An 18514-nucleotide genomic window follows, 5' to 3' on the forward strand; every position below is an offset into this window, starting at 1 on the left:
GGCTAATAGTTGAATTTCAGCATGAGACCGGACCCCGCTGACGAGGACAAAAATCAATGCGCTATGCAACTTACACAGCCAATGAAGAACTATTCTACGGGGCTGTTACCGATGAGGGCATGATCGCCCTTTCGCCGGATTTTCCCCACTGGCCATCTCTGTATGATGTTATAGCTGCAGGTGCATTGGACCAGCTAGAGTCGGTTGCCAACAGAAAATCTGTGACACACACCGAGTTCACGTATGAAATGGTCATGCCCAATGCGCGGCGCATCCTGTGCGTTGGAGTAAATTTCCCTGATCGGAATGCCGAGTACAAAGATGGCAGCGCGCAACCGAAATACATGTCGCTGTTTCCACGTTTCGCCAGTGGATTTACGGGCCATGAACAAAACCTCGTTCGTCCTCCCGAAAACCACACATTGGACTACGAAGGCGAGGTTGCGATTGTCATCGGCAAAACGGGGCGACGTATCCCTCAGGATCAGGCCTATGACCATATTGCAGCGCTGACACTGTGCAACGAAGGCACGATCCGCGATTGGGTCCGGCACGCGAAATTTAACGTCACGCAAGGCAAGAACTGGGATCGTTCTGGGTCCATCGGGCCGTGGCTGGTGCCATTTACCAACGCCTCTCAGCTGGATGACGCCCGTATCGTCACCCGCGTCAACGGAGAGGTACGTCAGGACGATACGCTGAACCGCATGATGTTTCCGATCCGACGCGAGATCGAATATATCTCGACCTTCATGACCCTGCAGCCTGGGGATATAATCGTTACCGGCACGCCCACAGGCGCGGGTGCGCGGTTTGATCCGCCTAAATACCTCAAGCCCGGCGACGTGGTCGAAATCGAAGTCGAAGGCATTGGGACTTTGCGCAATGGCATCGAGGATGAAATTGTATGACGCCCGCCGAGCATGCAAAAGCCGCTGCAGACTTGCTTGACGCCGAACGCAGCGGCAATCAGATCGGCCTTCTGTCTTTGCGTCATCCTGAGATGGGGATGGATGATGCCTATGAGGTTCAAAACGCCATCTACCGCGCCAAGTTGGCCGAGGGTCGCAGCGTGGTTGGTTGGAAAATCGGCCTAACCTCGAAAGCGATGCAATACGCGCTAAACATCGATATCCCTGACAGCGGTATTCTGTTTGACGACATGATCTTTGACAATGGCGCAACCGTGCCTGCCGACCGATTCATTCAGCCCCGCATCGAAGCTGAGATCGCCTTTGTCACCAAATCTCCGTTGGGTGGAGCCAACGTGAGCCGAGAAGATGTGATTGCCGCCACTGACTATGTCGCACCTGCCATCGAAATTCTCGATACGCGGATCCAGCGTGTAGACCCCGAGACCGGCAAGACCCGAACCGTGTTCGATACCATCAGTGACAATGCGGCCAATGCTGGCATTGTGTTGGGTGCTGCGCGTCATAAGATCGATGCTGCCGATCTGCGATGGGTCGGAGCTCTGACATTTCGCAACGGTGAAATCGAAGAAACCGGACTGGGAGCGGGTGTGCTGAACGACCCAATCGAAAGCGTTGTTTGGCTGGCGCGCCGCATGGCCACGTATGGCCAAAGCATTGAGCCCGGCCAGATTATCCTGTCCGGTAGTTTTATCCGACCGGTCGAATGCCCTTCCGGGACCGAAATCCATGCTGATTTCGGCGCGTTTGGGTCCGTTGACATTCGCTTCGCTTAAAAGAGAGTTCGCCATGCCTGCCCCAACAAACCGCTTTAAGATCGCGCTAAAAGAAAAACGCCCCCAATTGGGCTGCTGGATTGGCTTGGCAAGTCCATACGCCGCCGAAATCTCGGCAACCGCCGGATTTGATTGGCTGCTAGTAGATGGCGAACATGCCCCGAATGATCTGCGCTCGATACTGGAACAGGTGCGCGTGATTGAAGCCTCCGACAGCATACCACTCGCCCGCTTACCAATCGGCGAAACATGGTTGATCAAGCAATATCTGGATGCGGGTATTCAAAGTCTCCTTGTACCAATGGTTGAAACTAAGGATCAGGCAGAAGAACTGGTTCGGGCGGTTCGGTATCCGCCTATTGGGTCACGCGGTGTCGGTTCGTCTTTAGCTAGGGCGTCGATGTTCGCCGCAATCGACGACTATCTCACCACTGCAGATGACCAGATATGTCTGATCGTTCAGGTTGAAAACCGTGCCGGCATGGCGGCACTTGACGGAATACTGGAGACCGAGGTTGACGGGGTCTTTATTGGACCAGCAGATCTGGCTGCTGATATGGGCCATATCGGCCAGGCAGGACACCCAGAGGTCAAAGCCGCCGTGCTTGATGCCATAAAACGCACAGTGGCCGCTGGCAAGGCGGCAGGCATTCTGACCACGGACCCCGAGATGCAACGCCAATGTCTTGATCTGGGTGCAACCTTTGTAGCCACCGACATTGATGTAACCCGGTTTGCTAGTGCTATTCGCACGAGCGCGCAACAAGCGTTGAGCCTGCTTCCTGACCAGACAGCATCGGGACGGATGACCTCGGCCAACAGCAGCAAATATCTGCAACAACTCTGCAAGCACTGGTCGCACAAGGCCGAGGTTGAATTCAGCGAGACGCACGGCCGGATCAACTTCTCGGATGGCAAATCTGTCGAGATGTCGGCGACCCAAGACTATCTGTCGATTGTCGCTACAACGGGCGCGCGCGGTGATCTGGAGCATTGGAAACAGATTATTGAACAACACCTCTTACGCTTCGCCTTCCGCGAAGACTGCACGCCGATCTGGGATCAGAGTTCTTCCTGATCCGTTCACGCAGATTTGACAGCGACGAGTCAACAACTTGCCCACTTCTGGTCGCTTACTGGCAGCGTCGCGCCGTTTGACGCATTGAACAAAACCATTGTTTGTGAGACGAACCGGCGCAGTGCAACTACGGGCAAGCCAATTGGTGTACTCCAATGTCCTCAACCGAGCGTTGCTGCCAATTCTAGTGGAGAAGGACGGGTACCGATGACCTTGACGCCAATCGAGCTGCTGAAGGCGAATGCGCCGACAACCCGCCCTGTTGTAGCGCTGAGCGAAGGAGCAGACCCGCGGATAGTAGCAGGGGCGCTGGCGGCACATAGTGCGGGTGTCGCCGATATCATTCTGGTCGGACCAAAAACAGAGGTTGAAGCCGCATTGCACGCCGAGGGCGCATCAGCAGGCGACGGTATCTCGATACACGACCCGGCCCAATCTTCCCTGACTGAGGCTTTTGCAGCCGAGTATTATAACCTGCGAAAACACAAGGGTGTTGACGAAGCCAAAGCGCGGCAGGCGGCGGAAACGCCATTGGTCTATGCGGCGATGCTGGTGAGACTCGGACACGCATCAGGCACAGTGGGAGGAGCGGTACATACAACTGGCGATGTTGTCAGAACTGCAATTCAGGTCATTGGCATGAAACCTGGCGCTGGAATGGTGTCATCCTTTTTTCTGATGTACCCGCCCGAAAACGCACAACCCGGTGCACGTGCGATGCTGTATTCTGACTGCGGATTAGTAATAGACCCGAATTCGGAAGAATTGGCGAGTATTGCTGCTGCGTCGGCGGTTTCCGCGCGTGCCTTGCTGCGGGAAGAACCAAAAATCGCGATGCTGAGCTTTTCAACCAAGGGCAGCGCACGCCACCCGTCGGTCGACAAAGTAGTCAACGCAACAGAAATACTCCGCGCGAAACACCCGGAATTGAACGTTGATGGAGAACTGCAATTTGACGCCGCATTTGTTCCATCGATCGGCGAACGCAAATCACCCGGATCGACAGTTGCCGGACAGGCGAACATCAAGATTTTCCCAAATCTGGATGCCGGGAATATTGGCTATAAGATGACCCAGCGGTTAGGCGGTTATCTGGCAATTGGACCGGTTCTTCAGGGCCTAGCCAAACCAGCCAATGACCTCTCGCGGGGCTGTAGTGCCGAGGATGTGACACAGATTATCGCTGTGACCATCCTTCAGGCGATTGAATCCTAAATCAGGCAACTGGCATTCAGTTTTGACAGGCTAGCGACCCTTTCAAGACACTTGAAGGGTCTGTCTGAATGGTCTCCGCCAATGCGTCTCTCCCTCACCTACCTGAAAATGAAACATCGGGAGACGATCTCTTTCGTGTCGCATTTTGCAAGCTGGATATCTGTTACATCTGAAACCTTGGGGTCAGCACCGTGGTGTATAGTTCGGCGGCGCTGGAGACTGCGGTGTAAGCACCATTTCTTGATGATCGCCCGAGCCGGTCAATTCACTTGGAGTCCGCTATAGCAACCCCGTTCCAGTCCACCGGTGGTGGCGACACCAGATAGGTGTTTGAGCGCTCTATCATAATAGTTGAAGCCTGATCTCCGCCCCGGCCTCGTTCTGCAGCTTCGAAAGCCCGGATCGCCGCTTCGAAGCGGAGGTTTCGGTAGTGCTCAAGTCCTTCTTCGTAAGCTTTTATCCATGAATGCGATCCCGCAGAACTGTCGGCCATTTCGATTAACTCATAGATCACCAGGCCACCTGTTCGACCATAAACTGCCAATGTGTCGAGCTCGCGTACCACAATTGAATCACCTGCAGCACGGCGCGTTTCCGGGCCGATCAGAACCGAAGTTCCATAAATCTTGTTGGCACCTTCCAGACGGCTGGCAATATTAACAGCGTCGCCTATCGCTGTATAATTCAATCGCTCTTCTGAACCGATATTCCCGACCAGCGCATCGCCTGTATTTAGTCCCACACGTATGCTCAGGGGGCGCCCCTCATCATCTTTTATACCTGTTGCGGCAACGGATTCGACAAGATCCAAAGACGCCCTGCAGGCATGTTCGGCGTGATCGGCGTCGGCACGCGGGGCACCCCAGAAGGCCATGACAGCATCACCCATAAACTTATCAATCGTCCCATCATGTCGGGCGATAGCGGAAGATGCAGCGCTGAAGAACGGCGCCATTAACTTAACAATTTCGGGGCCCAGCTTTTCCGAAAGCCCTGTAAAACCAGCCACATCACAAAACAGAACTGAAATTCGCTTTAGGTCTCCGCCCGGCTGCGTTTTGATTCCCTCTGCAACCAACATCCGAACAAGATCAGTTGGTACATATTTGCGAAAGGCCGATAGGCCTGCCGCCATATTCGCGGTTGCCGCTGAAAGATTCGAAAGTTCGCGAAGCTTTGAGGGTCTGCGGGTGATCTTTTCAGTATCAAATCTTTCAACGCGGCTCAGGTCTTCGACGATGCGTGCCAAAGGATTTGCGACAACCGTTCGGACAAGCCAAATTGCCAGTGCCGTTGCAACGACGACAACTCCGACCAGAATATAGAGCAAGTTCACCAGTGTCTGATTGATTCCGGACAAGAAAGCAGACTCGGGAATAACCGTCGCCACGCGCCACCCATAAAACCCCAACGGTGTCAGAGCCACTGCATAGGGCACACCATCGTTCACAATCCTAGTTGTAGAGTTCATGGACGCGCGCGAAATCGAATTCCCCAGCAGTTGCTGCCCGGACTTCTTGGCAACTTCGTAAAGCTGACCTTCACCCATCCGGGCAGGTGTGATCTCATCCGCCTCGGGATCAGGAACTGCGATCACTTTCCCGTCAGCGTCAAGAATAAATGCAGCGCCAAATTCACCAGGTCGCAGTGTGCCCAGAAAACGCGACAGCCTGTCAGTTTCGATGACAACAGCCAGAACACCCTGACGCTTGCGATTTACGTCGACGGGGCCTGCAAACGCATAAACCGTCTTATGACCACCGGGCAGATCGCGGGCTTCGATCCAGTCGGCAGTGCCCCGGCCAATGAAATTCCGATACCAAGCGTGATCACGCGGATCAAAGGTTGTCGCCGAGAAAGCCCGTTCTTCGAACTGAATATCACCCGGAATAAAAATGTATCGGTCGGTCCGCAGCATTCCATCTCGGATTTCGCTGTCGATCTCGATCATCTCAAGCCCACCATCCCCCAAGCGATGAGCGGCAAAGTAATTCCCGTCCGGCCAACCAAACATGATCCACGAAATGTTTGGTTGCGCCTGCAGTTGCGACAGAAAGACAAACTCGCGTTTGTCGGCCTGTCGCGTGGCGATGACGTCCTGAACAAAGATGGTTCGCACGGCTGCCCAGGCTGCCTCCGCAGATCTCAGGGTCAGGCCAACTTCGATCCGAACAGTATTTGCGATCTGACTATTGATCTCAGCCGCCAGCATTCGGCTGTTCTCGCGTGCAGTCGTCCACCAAAGCGAATGCACCAGAAAAGTTGACACGCCAATCGACAACGCAACCAGCAGAGTCACCGCGATCCCTACACTGATGCGCATGTCTGCTCCAACACGATACATCGTCGGGAAAATGCAATTTCACTGCGCGATTCGACCATATGATTCCTCATGCCCCGGCCCGACATGGCCAATCTACCCAGATTGACCACTAAATAGCCTGACCATTTGACGCGCCGTGCCAAATGGCCTCTTTCTCGGTGAATGATCGCACACAAACTGGTAGCAGCGTAATCAATTCACATTGAACGAACCCGCGCCTTAGAATTCGAAGGGCCAACGACTTCTACCCAGTCACGGTACAAATGAAAATCAGTCGCACTAATCCCAGGTTCAATGTTCAAGTCCCCGTGTGTGATAGAAACTGAACTTCGATATTTCAATCGTTGCAAAACGACCCGTTCCCGACTGTTGTCACAATCAGACAGTAAGAAAATTGGCCAGACCCACGGAGGGAGGTCCGACCGCCATAAGTTCTCGATATCGCCAACTACGCCACTTCAAGCGCGTCGGAATTGATGGCGAAACGAGCGGTTGCTGGATCGGACATGTAACGCACTTCCAACTCGTCGAGACGACCGGTCAGTTCGTTCACACAATCGATGATGTACTGAACTTTCGCGTCATCCATCAGGTAACTGAAATTCAGACGTACCCAACCCGGTTTAAGCAACTCTTTTCCATCCCGCAGATCACTGAATAGCTGTTCGGATTCAGGTTGTCCTATTTCCAGAAGCCGATGCGCATACGGACCTGCGCAGGCACATCCACCTCGTACCTGTACACCATAAACGTCGCTTAGCATGCGGGTAAAAAGCTGGTGGTGGAAACGCGATCCATCAGTACGGTTCACCCTAAATGAAAAGATTGGCAATCGATGCGGATGATCAACGCCCAACAGGGTCAGTTGCGGGTTTTTGGACCAGGCCTTCAATGCCATTTCGTTCATCTCTGCTTCGCGTGCAGAGATGAAGGCCTGACCAATTTCGTCTTTGACTATAAAGGCCATCGCGGCGCGAATATCACCAATAACATTGGGAGTGCCTGCCTCTTCGCGGGCTGCGATATCGGACGAGTACCGATGATCCCACGGGGACACGAAGGTTACTGTCCCACCTCCTGGCCACGATGGGATATCCAGACAAACAGTGTCATCGCGCACTATCAATACCCCGCTGCCTCCAGGCCCCCCCGGAAACTTGTGTGGTGAAACAACGACTGCGTCTTTTTGGCAATCATCGGCGGGGTTCATATCAATCGGCAAATAAGGACCAGCTCCTGCGTAGTCCCAGACCGACAATGCACCATGGGACTTGAGCAAGCGCGTGACCTCATCGGTCGGAGTGACAATACCCGTGACATTGGACGCTGCCGAAAAGCTGCCGATTTTGACGTCAGCGTTAGCATGATCCTTCAATGCTGCTTCAAGCAGCGCCAGATCAGGGCCACCTTCTGCGGCCTCGGGGATTTCCACTACTTCAGCTTTTGATTCACGCCAAGGCAGCAGATTGGAATGGTGCTCGTAAGGACCAATAAAAACAACAGCCTTGGCAGCGTCGTTGATACCAAATAGCGCGACAAGCCGGTTAAGGCCCGAAGTGGCACCAGAACCAGTAAATATCGTGCTGCACCCTGCGGCATTAGTAAGACGCGAGATTTCAGCCCGGGCTTCGGCGCGCAGACGGGTCATAAAGGAACCGCAGAACGATGCTTCGGTATGGCTGTTGGCATAATAGGGCAGCACGGATTCTCGGATATAGTCCTCAACCTGAGCAAGAGCCCGTCCGGAGGCAACATAATCTGCGTAAACGAGTGATACCTCGCCAAACAGGCCCGGGATGCTTGCCCCGTCGCCAATTACGCCTTCGCGCAAGTTGCGAACAAGGTTATCGGATTTTAGAGAACTACGAAAATCTGCAAGCGACATGGGAATACTCCTTTGATGAGTATTTTATATGTAATCACAGAAAAATATGACCCAAAGTTATCACCATTGGCATATTATTCGATAATTATGAACGAAGAATAGGGTTGTTATTGGGTTAATTCACCAACTCTAAGTTTCTGCCACACCGTTATCGAGGCGCTCGTTCAATGCCGCCTCCGCATTTATCAAACTCAACGGAGAAAAACCGGCAGTGAAGTCGGGCCACGAAAAGCAAAACCCCTGAACTCTACAGCCCGCGAGGGATCGGCCTGCATATTTGGAAAACACCGGAACAAATACGGCAGCAGTGCATCGCTTACCAGTCGACGATACAGATCGCCCCCCATACACCGATGCGGACCCAACCCAAAGGTCTGGTTTGCACTAAGCGGGCGATGAATATTGAACAGATGTGGGTCCTGCCAGTAGTCTTCATCATGATTGGCCGAGCCCTGCACAACCAAGATTGTTTCACCTTTAGGCAACGTTACTCCGCGTAGGGCAATTTCACTGGCAACTATACGTGGGCTGGCCTGAATAGGGGCAACCCAGCGCAGCCCTTCCTCACATGCCAAGTCCCAACGATCGGATTCTATGCAGTGATTTAGCTGATCCGGATTGCGTAGAAGCCCGTGGATCGTGGTTGAAATCGCATCACGGCTTTCGACCACCGCGCCCCCGATACAGATTTTTAGATTTGTGCGTATCTGACTTAGTGAAAGTGGATTAGGCGCATTGACCATCACTGACAAAACGGAAGGATTGGGGTTTTCGCGATGAAAATCGATCATCCTGTCAAAACACCGGTTCATTTCATCGTTGGCACGATCGCTGAGCGCAAATACGGCCGGGTCAAAACCCGAGTTCATGGCCCCCGTGATCAAGGCATTCGCCCAACTGAAAAGTTGATCCTGATCGTCAGGCTGGATGCCTAAAACGTGTTGCAGGTAGAGCGCCGATAGCGGAGCCGCCAAGGTCTGGCGAAGGTCCGTTCTGGTCTGATCGCGCAAAGCGGATACAGCCAATTCAGTGACTGCTTGGAACCTAGCCCTCCAGGTATCGCAAATGTGGCGAGCATGAAAGGTTTCCACCATTGCATTTCGCTCGTCCAGATGCGCCGGACCATCTTTACGCATCAACGTGTTGCCACCAAACGCTCGTTCCATTGCCGTCCTGGAATCGGAGGAATGAAAATGCTGTGAATCCGTTTTGGCCAGATAGGTGTCGTCTGCCTTAGTCAAAACAATCCGGCCGATCGCCTCTATCCGGACCACAGGCGCTTCGCGCCGCAAACGCCGATAGACAGAGGCTGGATCTCTGTCGAGCATTTCAAGGGTCGTGTCGGAATCTACGGGAACTTCGTGCCTCGCAGCAGAGGTTTCGGTCATGGCTCTGCTCCTTGTACCGAGAAATTGGCTGGCAGCGGCATTCAGGCGATCAGGCCGCCTGAATGTTGATCTCGACTTCGGTGTTCAATGAGTTGCTGACAGTGCAAATAGCTTTAGCCTGCTTCAAGATGCGGGTGGCCATCACCCCATCATCCACCACATCGCCGATGATCGTGATCTCGGCCTTCTCCAACCGACCGGGCAATTCAGGAGACTTGGTGCCTACAATTTTGACCGTGAAAGGATTCAACTGCGATTTACGTTGCGCAGCCGCCCACTCGACTGAACGTATGATACATGAACCAAGCGACGCAATCATTGTGTCCACCGGAGTTTCATGCGGCGGATGAGAAATAATGTCGTCAGTATCCCCATAGGCATAGCTGAGTTGTGCACTTCCATCGAAGAACACAAAGACCGGTCCGAAACTTTTGGGCCTCACTTTCAGAACCACAGGGCTGAGCTCCTTTATCAGAATAGCAGATTTGGCAGGAAAAGCGCCAATGCAGGGAACATCGTCAGTACCAGAATGGCGAACAGATGGATCAACCAGTAAGGCACTGTTGCCACCGCGACGCGTCCCAAACTGACTTCATTATTGGTCAGCGCCGTCAGGACAGATAGATTAAGTCCCACCGGGGGTGTGACCTGTCCAATCTCGATCACGATGGTGATGATTACTCCGATCCAGATCGGATCAAATCCCAAGCCCGTCAAAAGCGGGAATACCACCGGCAACGTCATGATCATCAGGGACAATCCGTCGAAGAAACATCCCAGGATCAGATAAATCAGAACGACGATTAACAGCACACTGTAGGTTCCCATACCGCTTTCTGCGACCACCTCGAGAATTTGCTGAGGGACACCCAGGATACTTGTGGATTTTGCCAAAATGGTTGCGCCCAGCACCAGAAAACCAACTGCAGCGAACAACAGAACGGACTGATACACCGCCTCAACCAATTTCTTCCAGGTCAAATCCCCCCAAATCGAAGAGATAATGACTGCCAGCACAACGCCCACACCTGCGGCTTCGGTTGGCGTTGCCAAACCACCCACAATGCTGCCGATCACCGCGAAAATCAGTGCCAGAAGTGGCCAAATCTGTTTGAAGCCTGCTAAGGCTTGCCACAACGATACCGGCTCCTGGTCACGTGGAGCGATCGACGGGTTGCGAGAGCATTTTACGAAGAGATAGGCCATGAACATCAGACCCACTAGGAAACCCGGGATAATGCCTGCGGCAAACAGGCGGCCGATCGAGGTTTCCGTCAATGCGCCGTAAATCAAGAACGACAGGCTCGGCGGTATCAGCAGCCCCAGCGTGCCTCCGCCAGCCAGACTTCCAACTACGGTGTCTTTGTCATAGCCGCGCTTGGACATTTCAGGATAAGCAACCGATCCGACCGCGGCTGCTGTCGAAAGGCTCGAACCGCTGACGGCTCCAAACAATGTGCAAACCGCAATGTTAGTGTGCAGCAACCCACCTGGAATTCGCCGAAATAGAGGCGAGAATGCGGAATAGGCTTTCTCGCTGATTCCGCTCCGCAGCAACACCTCACCAAGCAAGATGAACATTGGCACCGCGCTGAGTGTGAACGAGTTGAAAACGCTCCAGATTGCGTCGATTGCAAGCGAGGTCGCGCCGTTTGAGAAAAAGTAAATGATAATAAGCCCCGTCAGGCCCAATGCGGCGCCCAAAGCGACGCCAGTACCGGCGGTGGCGACCAGCACCCCAATCAGAGTAAGCCAAAATGACATTAGCGGGCCTCGTCGGTAAAGCTTTGTTCCATATCTGCTTCTGAGTCATCCACTCGGTCTAGAACACCGACCAGACGGGCCACAAAAATGAATAGGGTTAGCGTCAGAGAGATCGGCATTAACGCCATCCAGGGATAGAGCAGAATTCGGGTGGTTTCCGTCTTGAGATTGCGCTTGAAAGCAAACTCGAACCAAGGAATCGTCTCGACGATCAACCAGAGAAAGAAGACTATACCAACCAGCAGCGCAGCTATCTGCACAACGACATGCATCTTGCCTTTTAGCCTGTCGGCCAACAGCGAAACGCGCACATGTTTGGCCCGCAAGGTGACCATCGGCAAACCCAAAAATAACGAGACGCTCAATAACAGTCCAACCACTTCCTCTGTGATGTGAAGAGGCGAGTTGGCAAACTTACGCATCAGGACACTGGTTACGATAATGCCAACAATGGCAATCATTCCCAGTGCTGATGCCGCCGCACACGCAAGGGCCAGACGATCCAGCCCTCGCGCAATAAAGTGTTTTAATCTTGTTGCCATCTTTGAATTAGCGGCCCAAAGCGGTCAGAATACGTTCGCGGTAGGCCGGTGCGTTTCCACCAGCTTCTTCCGCCAGCATTTTCCATGTTTCGGTTACCGAGGACACAAAGAGGGCCCGGTCTTCGTCAGAGAAGTCTTCACCCCAGGTCACACCCTCTTCACCAAGTTTTTCACGGGCAGCAAGCTCACGCTCGAAGTCATCTTCATACTGGTTGGTACGGTCCCACAAATCATCTGCTGCTGCGGTGATCGCCGCTTTGGTCGCCTCATCCGTCGCGTCCCACTTGTCGGTGGCCACACCGATTACGTATGGACCGGATGCCATCGGATAAAGGAATGACGCATACTTGGCCACTTCCTGCAACGAAACCGTATGCGCATAGAGCGCCGGGTAAAGGGCACAGTCAACGACCCCGGTCTTGAGCGCCACATACATTTCTTCTTGTGGGATGATCTGCGCGGCAACACCCAGACGGGTGAAGGTTTCGACTTGATCACGCGCCCAGACACGCAGCTTCTTTGATTTCAGATCCTCAAGGGTGCGCACGGGCTCATCCCGGCAGAAAACTGAAACCGACAGCATCGGGATTGCGACATAACCCACTGAGGACACACCCCAGTCAGCAAACTCTTCTTCATAGATATCGCGGACTGTCGGGATTGCTTTTTCGAACTCATCGATCGAGCCGATGGTGCCCTGAACAACTACGGAGCTTAGCGCAGGAGCGTCACGCCCTAAATAGTTGGCCCACATCAGGCTCATTTCCACCGCGCCTTTGGGCAAAAAACGCAAGGTATCCGTGTTTGGCAAACCCAGCGAACCGCCGCTGTAGAGAGTAATCTCAGAGCCTTCTGCGAGTGCGCCGTTCACATCTTCGACGAATTGCTCCAGCTCAGCCGTTTCCGGGCGCGTTTCCGGAAGAAAGTTGTTAAAGCGCCACTCATCGGCCATCGCTGGCGAAATGGCTGCTCCAATACTCGAAATACCGAATGCGGCAGCTTGGATAAGTCTATTCATATCGTGTCCTCCTGATGGAAATGATATCTGCGACCTGGTGAGTATTATCACCAAAATATCAATCGATTTCAGATTATCCTGTGTAGGTGACCACAAGAATGGGGAAAACTTCGCCTAAAGCTTACGATCGCCCCTAGTGCGATTCTTCCCAATCGAAATCAATCCAATCATGCACTTACAATTAGTTTGGACCAACCAAATCGGGCTGTTCACGTGAAGATCAAATTTCAAGAGATTTTTAATGGCCGCTGCTCAGCGATTGCTTCCATCGAGAAATAGGAGGTAACCGAGTCAAGCTCTACTTCTGAAATCAAGCGCTGATATACCAGATCATACGAGTTCATATCCTCAGTGATGACCTTTATCATGTAGTCGTAATCGCCCCCGATCCGGAAAAAATCTACGACATCCGGAATTTTCAATACGGCGCGGCGGAATGCATCAAGCCATTCCGTCGAATGATGGCGCGTTTTCACCATCATAAAGACTACCAAGCCGAGGCCAAGTTTTTCGCGGTTAACGCGCACCGTCGAACCAACGATTACGCCGGTCTCGTTCAACCGCTGCAAGCGTCGCCAACAGGCATTCTGAGACAAGTTGACCTTTTCGGCAAGCTCTCGCTGCGAAAGAGAACTGTTCTTTTGCAATGCCTCAATGATTTTTAAGTCTTTGTCATCCATCCACGCACGCAATTCATTCAATTGACCCACAAAACAACAAAAAACACAGGGATCTCTTACATAAAACACAATAGTATTGGGTCTGCCACGATTTTTCTGACCCCACGAAATGAATCGAGCCCCATCACCGTCAGACTGACCTCCACCGACAAGGTCGACGCTTTTCTTGCCCAGCGAGACATCCCACGCGTTTTTGAATACGGCAGCGGTGCAAGCACAATCTGGGCCGCGCGGCGCGCTCATCATGTCACCAGTGTCGAACATGATGTCGATTGGCATCCTGTAATATTCAACCGGCTGAGCGCGTTTTCCAACGTTGAATTGAGGCTGATTGAGCCCGATGCCAACTAAAATCCAGAGTACGGATCAAAAAAAATCTGGCAATACTTCGCGCAGCTTCGAAAATTATGTCACTGCAATCGAAGGCGCAGAAGGTCCATTCGACGTTATCAGCGTAGACGGACGTGCACGGGTGGCTTGTTTGAGGCACGCGATAGCACACGTTACACCTGGTGGCATGATCGTATTTGATAACTCTGGCAGACGGGAGTATCGTCGCCCGATTGAAGCGGTGGAGGCACAGGTCAAGACCTACCAGGGGCGCGTTCCATCACTGCCCTATCCGGATCAAACGACACTGATCCAACCCACCCCTGTAGCAGAGAAATGACACTTCCAAACAAGTTAGGGCGTGGACAGCGCCGCGCGCTACGCGTAATAGGCTGGGCCATTGTTGCCGTGACTTTGTACTAATTTACCGTCGCGGTTGCACGGCACTGGTCCCAAATTGCGGCTTGGTCTCCTGGCTGGCAGGCGTGGGCAATCGTATTTGCGGCAATACTTTTTTATGCAACCGCTTTGCTGCTATTAGCCGAGCTTTGGCATGGGCTGGTCCAGGGAACGCAAGACCAAACATTTTCACGTGCACTGACGTTTTCAACCTACTCCAAAATGCAGATCGCGAAATATCTACCGGGAAACGTGTTTCAATATTTGGGCCGACATATCGTTATGGCTGACCATGGGGTAAGTCAGGGTGGGTTGGCACTCGCAAATATTCTTGAAATTTGCACTCTTATTCTGGTCGCGGGGCTTTTCGCTCTAATTGGATTTACATTTGGTGCAGCTCCCCACTCCCTGGAAATATCTGAGGTCATACCTATTCATTGGCTTGTACCGACAGCGATGGTTATTGCCATTTTGCTGATCATACTGATTACAAGAATACTTCGAGAGCATCCCAACACGCCGTCGCGACAAAGGCTTATCTACGGATTGTTGCTTGCTTCAATCTTCTTCTTAGCCATGGGCTTTACTTTGTTGGTATTGGTTGGATTGGTTTCCGGTGACTATGACCCTGCCATCATAGTCATTGCCGTGACGTCTTGGCTTTTAGGCTATGTCACTCCTGGCGCGCCTGGAGGGATCGGAATCCGTGAGTTTGTTCTGCTCATCTTCTTACAGGCCTACATACCTGAGGCAGAAGCGCGGATTGCAATCGGGTTGTTCCGCGTGGTCACATCACTCGGTGATCTGGCATTCTTTATCGGCGGCGCTTTTTTGTGGCGTATCTCGCCAAAAGTAGAATGATCATTTGATTGCCAAACTTGTAACCCGACTGCACCCTTTAGATAGATTAAACTATTGAGAAGTAGGCAATTTTATCCTCAATGCAACCATCAAAAAGCGGAGGTGCTATTAAATCCGGAAAGCGATAGCTGCGGCTGTTAGTCACTTAAATTCACTGCTGGTTTCTTGCTGTTCTGAACAAAAGTAAAAATACAAAAACCGAACCTATGGAAGTCGTGACAATCCCTACTGGCAACTCCTGTGGCGCCAGCAAAAGCCGGCTGAGAATATCCGAACCGGTCAATAACGCAGCGCCAACAATCGCGGCAGTCGGTACAAGGTGGCTGTGCAAAGGTCCCGCAATTCCGCGGGCTATGTGTGGCACCATTAGGCCAACAAATCCGATCACACCCGCCACCGAGACAAAAACTGCAGTTGCCAAAGCTGCCGTGAAAAACATGCTGAATCTCAATCCCTGAACAGGGACCCCAAGAGTTGCTGCGGTTAAATCCCCCGTAAGCAGCGCGTCCAACCAACGACTGCGATACAGCGAATACGTTAGGATCAGGATCAGCCCAACACAAACAAGGGGAAACGTCTCCCAGCGGGCCAGGCCCAATCCACCTAACATCCAGAAGATCACCGAGTGGGCAGCGCGGTTGTCACCCGCAAATATCAAGTAGTTGGTGATGGCTGAAAACAGGAATGAAACCGCCAATCCTGCCAGGATTAGTTTCTCTGGCGCACTTGTGCGCAAACCGTGAACCAGGGCCAATACAACGCCCGACGCGACGAGCCCTCCGCAGAAGGCGGCGAGCGGCAGTGTCCAAAAACCCAGCACATCTCCGGTTACGGTGATGACAAACACCGCACCTGCGGCGGCCCCCGAAGACAAGCCAAAGAGAAATGGGTCGGCAAGATCGTTGCGAGTCGTGGTTTGTAGGACAACGCCAACGATACCAAGTCCAGCGCCTATCACAGCGGCGAACAATGCACGGGGCAACCTGAGATCAAACACGATCCGGTGCATCGGAGACATCTCGCCGTCGTCGATACCCGTGCCACGCATAATAGCGGTAAATGTCTCAGACACCGGGATCGAGGTGGTTCCGCAAATCGTGGAAACCAGCACAAGGGCGGCCAAAATAGCCGCCCCCAGCAGAAGTGTTAGGCCAAATCGGCCCATATCAGTTGAGGCCCGGATGCATCGCTTGAGCCATTTTCGAGATTGCCTCAATATTTGCGGGGCCAGGTGTCAATTCTTCGTACCGCAAGCCGATCCAACGCTCATTCTTGACGGCATCTGTCTGCGACATCACCGGATGCTCTTGCAGGAATTTGAAGGTATCTGCTGCGCCGTTGCCGGTCTGATAATCCAGCAGCACCAGGAATTCGGGGTTAGATGCGGCCACGGCTTCCCAGGAACTACGGCCCCAGCTTGTATCCATGTCATGGGTGACATTCTCACCACCCGCCGCAGCGATCATAGCATCGGGAATGGCAAACTTCCCAGCAGTGAACGGTGCATCCGCCGGACCATCCAACAAGAAAACTCGAGGCTTCGGCAGCTCGGTCGTTTGCGCTTCGATCGCGGCCAATTCGTCTTTCCATTCACTCACTAGCGCCTCGGCCTTGTCCTCGACCTGCATAACCTTGCCAAGACGCAGAACATCGTCAAACAGCAGGTCCATGCTAGACTCGGGGCGATCCTTGTCCAAATGCACACAGCTTTCTGTCAGGATCATGGTTTTGATCCCGAAGGGTTCCAATGTGTTTGGTGTCACATCCCCACCCGGTTTCATTCCATAATACCAGCCCGCGAAAAACAAATCTGGGTCCGCTGCGACGAGATTCTCAACAGTGGGGTATTTCGGCGCGAGCTCCGGAATGTCACCCCGCAAGGTATCGAATTCCGGGCTGGTCTTGTACCAGCCGGTGATCCCGGTGAGGCCGACGATCTTGTCCTGTAGCCCCAAAGCAAAAGCCATATCCGTCATGTTCATGTCATGCACGACCAACCGTTCCGGCAACGTCTCAAACACAAGGGGTTCGCCGCAATTGTCCACGGTGACTTCCTGCGCTGCAGCGCTGCTTGCAATGGCAGTGACCAAAGCCACGGACCAGATGTGTTTCATCAATATTCTCCTGAGTTTATGTAGAAACAGTGGTTCTTCGGATATCAAGAGCCGGTATCACGCGACCCTCATGGTGAAAGCACAGATAATCCACGCCAAAGGTTTCACGGACCCGTTCGGGCGTCAGAACTTCGGCGACCGTGCCAAATCCGGTCAGGCGCGTGGATTTCATCAAAGCAACATGTGTAGCGAATTCAGGGATCATGACCAGATCGTGCACGATCATTACCACTGTGACCCCAAGATCAGCGACCAGCGATAGCATCCGCCCCTTTGCGTCTGGGTCCAGATGATTGGTGGGTTCATCGAGAAACAGCAAAGAGGGGTTTTGTGCCAAGGCGCGCGCAATATGCGCACGCTGACGCTCGCCCCCAGAAAGCTGAGCCATCCGCTTTTCTGCCAATGGAGCCAGATCAGTGAGGTCAAGTATCCGGTTCAGTTCGCATGCATGATCTTCGGCCGAGCGATCTGCGCGAATGGGAATCTGACCCAATGCCACATAATCACGCAGTGACAGACGCCCGTCAGGAAATTCCTGCTGGCTGACAACGGCTATCATGCGGGCGCGTTCTTTTGCGGATAGGTGCTTGAGGCTTTGTCCATTCATACGCACATCCCCCAATGCCAGTGCCTCGGCACCACAGAGTAGATTCAAAAGCGTAGTTTTACCTGCCCCGTTCGGACCAGCGATCGCAAGAATAGCGCCTTCGTCCAAGGTGAACGAAACGCCTTGCAACAAGATATCTCCGTTAAGCGCGTAATATTCCAGATTTTCGGCAATCAGAAAGCTTTGCTTGGTCATAGCGCTTCCTCAAGCTCAATACGCGGCAGGCGTGAGAGAGTTTTTGTGAACAATGCCCGTGGCCGATCAGTGGCATTTGTCCAACCATCGCCACTCCGCAGATACTGATGGGCAAATTCAACGATCGCGTCCAAATCTTCATCTGTAGAAATGTCACCAAATAGATATTGTGCTTTGCCACGGGCCTGAAAGCCGATGGTGGTTGGCCCTTCACAACCCGCCATACAATTCACAGAGCGGATCACAAATTCCCTCGGCAATCTATGCTTCAACGCCTGGGGTACTTTGTTTGCACTTTCGCCACTTCTGCAGCTCGCGCAGACAAGAAGGATATGATCAACATTGTTCGTCATCTCGCCACCGTTTATTGCGCAATTAAGGTTTTTGTAATGTTATATCGTAACGCT

At 52.9% G+C, this 18514-nt stretch carries 18 protein-coding genes; 6 read left to right on the forward strand and 12 right to left on the reverse strand.

Translation table 11 applies throughout. The features are described from left to right. Positions 1 to 56: 56 nt before the first annotated feature. The 4 genes from ACR0MQ_RS10885 to pta all read left to right on the forward strand — a co-directional run bounded on the left by ACR0MQ_RS10885 (position 57) and on the right by pta (position 4001). Positions 57 to 911: a fumarylacetoacetate hydrolase family protein gene (locus ACR0MQ_RS10885; protein ID WP_170774425.1), complete on the forward strand. Its 855-nt coding sequence runs from the start codon at positions 57 to 59 to the stop codon at positions 909 to 911. Continuing rightward, the gene (gene hpaH, locus ACR0MQ_RS10890; RefSeq protein WP_170774427.1) at positions 908 to 1708 is read left to right on the forward strand and encodes a 2-oxo-hept-4-ene-1,7-dioate hydratase; all 801 of its coding nucleotides are present in this window, start codon (positions 908 to 910) and stop codon (positions 1706 to 1708) included. Before ACR0MQ_RS10885 ends, hpaH begins: the two co-directional genes overlap by 4 nt. Before the next feature lie 13 nt (positions 1709 to 1721). Further along, positions 1722 to 2786, forward strand: a complete 1065-nt coding sequence (locus tag ACR0MQ_RS10895; RefSeq protein WP_170774428.1) for an aldolase/citrate lyase family protein — start codon at positions 1722 to 1724, stop codon at positions 2784 to 2786. A gap of 207 nt (positions 2787 to 2993) precedes the next feature. After that, positions 2994 to 4001, forward strand: coding sequence for a phosphate acetyltransferase (pta, locus tag ACR0MQ_RS10900; RefSeq protein WP_170774431.1), 1008 nt, complete (start codon positions 2994 to 2996; stop codon positions 3999 to 4001). Positions 4002 to 4266: 265 nt separating this feature from the next. Here pta and ACR0MQ_RS10905 read toward each other — a convergent pair whose 3' ends face one another. The 8 genes from ACR0MQ_RS10905 to ACR0MQ_RS10940 form a co-directional block, all read right to left on the reverse strand. Then, positions 4267 to 6324, reverse strand: a complete 2058-nt coding sequence (locus ACR0MQ_RS10905) for an adenylate/guanylate cyclase domain-containing protein (RefSeq protein WP_480608074.1) — start codon at positions 6322 to 6324, stop codon at positions 4267 to 4269. 448 nt (positions 6325 to 6772) lie between these two features. Then, entirely contained in the window at positions 6773 to 8209 is a 1437-nt protein-coding gene (locus tag ACR0MQ_RS10910) for an aminotransferase class V-fold PLP-dependent enzyme (RefSeq protein WP_480608077.1), read from the reverse strand. 191 nt (positions 8210 to 8400) lie between these two features. Next, a complete protein-coding gene (locus ACR0MQ_RS10915) occupies positions 8401 to 9597 on the reverse strand; it encodes a cytochrome P450 (protein WP_480608080.1) in 1197 nt (398 codons plus the stop codon). A gap of 49 nt (positions 9598 to 9646) precedes the next feature. After that, on the reverse strand, positions 9647 to 10051 hold the full coding sequence (locus ACR0MQ_RS10920; RefSeq protein ID WP_010441609.1) for an OsmC family protein: 405 nt from the start codon (positions 10049 to 10051) through the stop codon (positions 9647 to 9649). Positions 10052 to 10068: 17 nt separating this feature from the next. Then, a complete protein-coding gene (locus ACR0MQ_RS10925) occupies positions 10069 to 11361 on the reverse strand; it encodes a TRAP transporter large permease (protein WP_480608084.1) in 1293 nt (430 codons plus the stop codon). Further along, positions 11361 to 11903 carry a TRAP transporter small permease gene (locus ACR0MQ_RS10930; RefSeq protein ID WP_170774442.1) on the reverse strand — a complete coding sequence of 181 codons (543 nt, stop codon included), beginning with the start codon at positions 11901 to 11903 and terminating at the stop codon, positions 11361 to 11363. The genes ACR0MQ_RS10925 and ACR0MQ_RS10930 overlap by 1 nt, the downstream gene beginning before the upstream one ends. 7 nt (positions 11904 to 11910) lie before the next feature. Beyond that, positions 11911 to 12921: a TRAP transporter substrate-binding protein DctP gene (dctP, locus tag ACR0MQ_RS10935; protein WP_170774444.1), complete on the reverse strand. Its 1011-nt coding sequence runs from the start codon at positions 12919 to 12921 to the stop codon at positions 11911 to 11913. 227 nt (positions 12922 to 13148) lie between these two features. After that, a complete protein-coding gene (locus ACR0MQ_RS10940) occupies positions 13149 to 13601 on the reverse strand; it encodes an Lrp/AsnC family transcriptional regulator (protein ID WP_010441613.1) in 453 nt (150 codons plus the stop codon). 340 nt (positions 13602 to 13941) lie between these two features. Between ACR0MQ_RS10940 and ACR0MQ_RS10945 the strand changes: the two genes are divergently transcribed. Both ACR0MQ_RS10945 and ACR0MQ_RS10950 read left to right on the forward strand, forming a co-directional pair. Next, positions 13942 to 14271: a hypothetical protein gene (locus ACR0MQ_RS10945; RefSeq protein WP_480608089.1), complete on the forward strand. Its 330-nt coding sequence runs from the start codon at positions 13942 to 13944 to the stop codon at positions 14269 to 14271. 188 nt (positions 14272 to 14459) lie between these two features. Further along, on the forward strand, positions 14460 to 15191 hold the full coding sequence (locus ACR0MQ_RS10950) for a hypothetical protein (RefSeq protein ID WP_480608092.1): 732 nt from the start codon (positions 14460 to 14462) through the stop codon (positions 15189 to 15191). Positions 15192 to 15342: 151 nt separating this feature from the next. On the opposite strand, the gene ACR0MQ_RS10955 is transcribed toward ACR0MQ_RS10950, so the two are convergent. Genes ACR0MQ_RS10955 through ACR0MQ_RS10970 form a run of 4 tightly spaced genes read right to left on the reverse strand, consistent with a single transcriptional unit; the run spans position 15343 to position 18460 of the window. Further along, positions 15343 to 16356 carry a FecCD family ABC transporter permease gene (locus ACR0MQ_RS10955; RefSeq protein ID WP_480608095.1) on the reverse strand — a complete coding sequence of 338 codons (1014 nt, stop codon included), beginning with the start codon at positions 16354 to 16356 and terminating at the stop codon, positions 15343 to 15345. Between the two features lies 1 nt (position 16357). Further along, on the reverse strand, positions 16358 to 17305 hold the full coding sequence (locus ACR0MQ_RS10960) for an ABC transporter substrate-binding protein (RefSeq protein WP_480608098.1): 948 nt from the start codon (positions 17303 to 17305) through the stop codon (positions 16358 to 16360). A gap of 16 nt (positions 17306 to 17321) precedes the next feature. After that, a complete protein-coding gene (locus ACR0MQ_RS10965; RefSeq protein ID WP_170774453.1) occupies positions 17322 to 18107 on the reverse strand; it encodes an ABC transporter ATP-binding protein in 786 nt (261 codons plus the stop codon). Next, complete coding sequence (locus tag ACR0MQ_RS10970) at positions 18104 to 18460, reverse strand: DUF1636 family protein (protein ID WP_480608101.1); 357 nt, start codon at positions 18458 to 18460, stop codon at positions 18104 to 18106. The genes ACR0MQ_RS10965 and ACR0MQ_RS10970 overlap by 4 nt, the downstream gene beginning before the upstream one ends. Between the last annotated feature and the right edge of the window lie 54 nt (positions 18461 to 18514).

The sequence above is a fragment of the Ruegeria sp. AN6 genome (assembly GCF_056540425.1).